This is a genomic window from Pseudomonas sp. K5002 (assembly GCF_013386655.1).
Lineage (GTDB): Bacteria > Pseudomonadota > Gammaproteobacteria > Pseudomonadales > Pseudomonadaceae > Aquipseudomonas.
Genome location: NZ_JACARK010000137.1, coordinates 1 through 3,452 on the forward strand (window position 1 = coordinate 1; position 3,452 = coordinate 3,452).

The 3,452-nt window shown below is 62.9% G+C and carries 1 protein-coding gene and 1 pseudogene; both read left to right on the forward strand.

Annotated features, from left to right (window positions below; all coding sequences use genetic code 11):
• The coding region (gene recB, locus HX846_RS08065) for an exodeoxyribonuclease V subunit beta (RefSeq protein WP_178965227.1) at positions 1-3,103 on the forward strand (3,103 nt) is incomplete at its 5' end.
• Positions 3,100-3,452 (forward strand): annotated as a pseudogene (locus tag HX846_RS08070) (exodeoxyribonuclease V subunit alpha); the annotation flags it as partial. The gene recB and the pseudogene HX846_RS08070, both read left to right, overlap by 4 nt.

Consider the following 3,452-nt stretch of genomic DNA (forward strand, 5'->3'; position numbering starts at 1 on the left):
GGCGGCCCTGATGCCACGGGTACGCGCGCTGTTCGGCAGCGAGCGGCCCACGGATGAAACGCGTGACCCCGCCGAGCTGATCAACGAATGCCTGCAAGAGCGCCGCCAAGCCCTCGTCGCGCTCAAGGCACCCTGGCAACAATGGGCAGAAGAATTGCGCAACATTTGCCTGCAGGCCGTCGCCGCCAAAGCCGTCGATGGTCGCAAGATGCAAGCCCGTTACTTCGAGCCCTGGTTCGAAAAAATCAGCGCCTGGGCAGCTGACGAGTCTCTCGAACAACTGGACATCGGCACCGGTTTCACCCGCCTGACCCCCGACGGCATGGCCGAAGCCTGGAAAGGCGAACCACCACGCCATCCGGGTATCGACGCCATGGCCAGTCTCAAGGCCAGCCTCGACGCCCTGCCAACGCCCGATGCTGCTGTGCTGCAACACGCCGCCGGCTGGGTGGGGAAACGCTTCGAAGAAGAAAAGCGCCGTCGCGCCGAAATGGGCTTCGACGACATGCTGATCCGCCTCAACGCCGCCCTGCAAGCCGACGGCGGCGAGCGTTTGGCCAGCGTGATCCGCGAGCAATTCCCGGTCGCCCTGATCGACGAATTCCAGGACACCGACCCGGTGCAATACAGCATCTTCGACAGTATCTACCGCATCGAAGAAAACCACCTCGACAGCGGCCTGTTCCTGATCGGCGACCCAAAGCAGGCGATCTACGCCTTTCGTGGCGCCGACATCTACACCTACCTGCGCGCGCGCCAGTCCACCACCGGCCGCCATCACACCCTGGGCACCAACTTCCGTTCGAGCCACGCCATGGTCGAGGTGGTAAACCACGTATTCCAGCGCGCAGAAAAAGGCCGTGGAGCGTTCCTGTTCCGTGAACCAGACGGTACGAATCCGGTGCCGTTCCAGTCGGTATTGTCCCAAGGCCGTAAGGAACAACTGCAGGTCAACGGTCAGACGTTGCCTGCGCTGAATCTCTGGCATCTACCCACCGACCAGCCGATCTCCGGCGTGCTCTACCGCCAACAGTTGGCCGCGTCCTGTGCCAGTCAAATCGTCGCGTTACTCAATGGCGGCCAGCAGGGAACTGCCGGATTCCTCGGCAAAGACGCTAGCTTCAAAGGCGTGCTGCCGTCAGACATCGCCATCCTCGTGCGCGACGGCAAGGAAGCCCAGGCCGTGCGCGGTGAACTGGCTGCCCGTGGCGTGCGCAGTGTTTACCTTTCCGACAAGGATTCCGTGTTCGCCGCCCAGGAAGCCCACGACCTGCTGGCCTGGCTCAAGGCCTGTGCCGAGCCGGACGTCGAGCGCCCACTGCGCGCCGCCCTGGCTTGCGTCACCTTGAACCTGTCGCTGCCCGAACTGGAGCGTCTGAACCAGGACGAACTGGCGTGGGAACAACGCGTAATGCAGTTCCGCGATTACCGTACGATCTGGCGCACCCAAGGCGTGCTGCCGATGCTGCGGCGCCTGTTGCACGACTTCAAATTGCCGCAAACCCTGATCACCCGCAGCGATGGCGAGCGGGTATTGACCAACCTGTTGCACCTCTCGGAATTGCTGCAACAGGCGGCCGCAGAGCTGGACGGTGAACAAGCGCTGATTCGCCATCTGGCCGAACATCTCGCGCTTTCCGGCCAGGCCGGTGAAGAGCAGATCCTGCGCCTGGAAAGTGATGAACAACTGGTCAAAGTGGTAACGATCCACAAATCCAAGGGGCTGGAATACGACCTGGTTTTCCTGCCGTTCATTTGCTCGGCAAAACCGGTGGATGGCAGCCGCCTGCCGTTGCATTACCACGACGCAAACGGCAAATCCCAGGTCAGCCTCAGGCCCACCGCCGAGTTGATCGCCCAAGCCGACGATGAACGGCTGGCCGAAGACTTGCGTCTGTTTTACGTGGCGCTGACCCGCGCCAAACACGCCTGCTGGCTGGGCATCGCCGACCTCAAGCGTGGCAATAACAACAGCTCGGTGCTGCACCTGTCGGCCCTGGGCTACTTGCTCGGCGGCGGCGCTTCACTTGGCGAGTCCGGCGACCTGGCCCGCTGGTTGCTTGACCTGCAGGAAGGTTGCCCGGCACTGCATTACGCAGAAATGCCCGAGGCCGATGCGGTCGTATTCCACCCGCCGCGTAACCAAGCCACCTTGCTCGCGCCGCTGCTGCCCAAGCGCAAGGCGGCAGAAAACTGGTGGATCGCTTCCTACAGTGCGCTGCGTATCGGCGAGAGCATGAGTGCGGCGAGCCTCGAAGCGCCGGAAAGCCCACAAGCGCAGAAGCTGTTCGATGACGAACGCCTCGACCCGGATGCCCCACGCGAAGTGCCGGCTTCCGGTGGCGATATTCACCGTTTCCCACGCGGGCCGAATCCCGGCACCTTTCTCCATGGCCTGCTGGAATGGGCGGGCGGCGAAGGCTTCAATGTTACCCCGGAGGCCATCGAAGATGCGGTCGCCCGCCGCTGCAACCGACGCGGCTGGGAAGGCTGGATCGGCACACTCGGCGGTTGGCTCGGGCATCTGTTGCAAGCCCGGTTGCCGCTGGGCAACGGGCAGGTGGCCCTTAGCGAGTTGCGGCAGTACCAGATTGAAATGGAGTTCTGGTTTGCCAGCCACAAAGTCGACGTCCTCGCACTCGACAAACTGGTGTGCCAGCACACTCACAATGGCGTATCCCGCGTGGCCGCCGAACCGGTGCTGCTCAACGGCATGTTCAAGGGTTTTATCGACCTGACCTTTGAACACGAAGGCCGCTACTACGTGGCCGACTACAAATCCAATTGGCTTGGTCCCGATGATTCGGCCTACACACAGCAGGCCATGGAACTGTCGATCCTCGACCATCGTTACGACCTGCAATATGTACTTTACCTGCTGGCCCTGCATCGTCAGCTGAAGGCGCGGCTGCCGGAGTACGACTACGACCGTCACGTCGGCGGCGCGTTGTACCTGTTCCTGCGGGGCACCCATTCCGCGAGCCAGGGCGCGTATTTCACCCGACCGCCCCGGGAATTGATCGAAAGCCTGGACCTGCTGTTCCAGGGCAAACCGCTACCACCCAAGGCCGAGCCCGCCTGGGAACAAGGAGAGCTGCTATGAGCCTGTCGCCGTTACCGCTTGAGGAGCTGACGCCCCTCAGCCGCGCCGCCGACCTGGTGCAACTGCTCGATCTCTGGGTGCAGCGCGGCTGGTTGCGCGCGCTGGACAAGGCCTTTGTCGGCTTCCTCCACGAACTCGATCCGCAGGCTGACCCTTTAGTCCTGCTGGCCGCGGCCCTGACCAGCCACCAACTGGGCCATGGCCATGTGTGCCTGGACCTGTTCGAAACCCTCAAGGCCCCGGATTTCGCTCTGTCGCTGCCACCCGAAGGCGATGTGCAAACCGGCGTCATGCTGCTGCCATCACAGTTGCTCGACGGCCTGGACGGCGCCCATTGGTGCCATGCCCT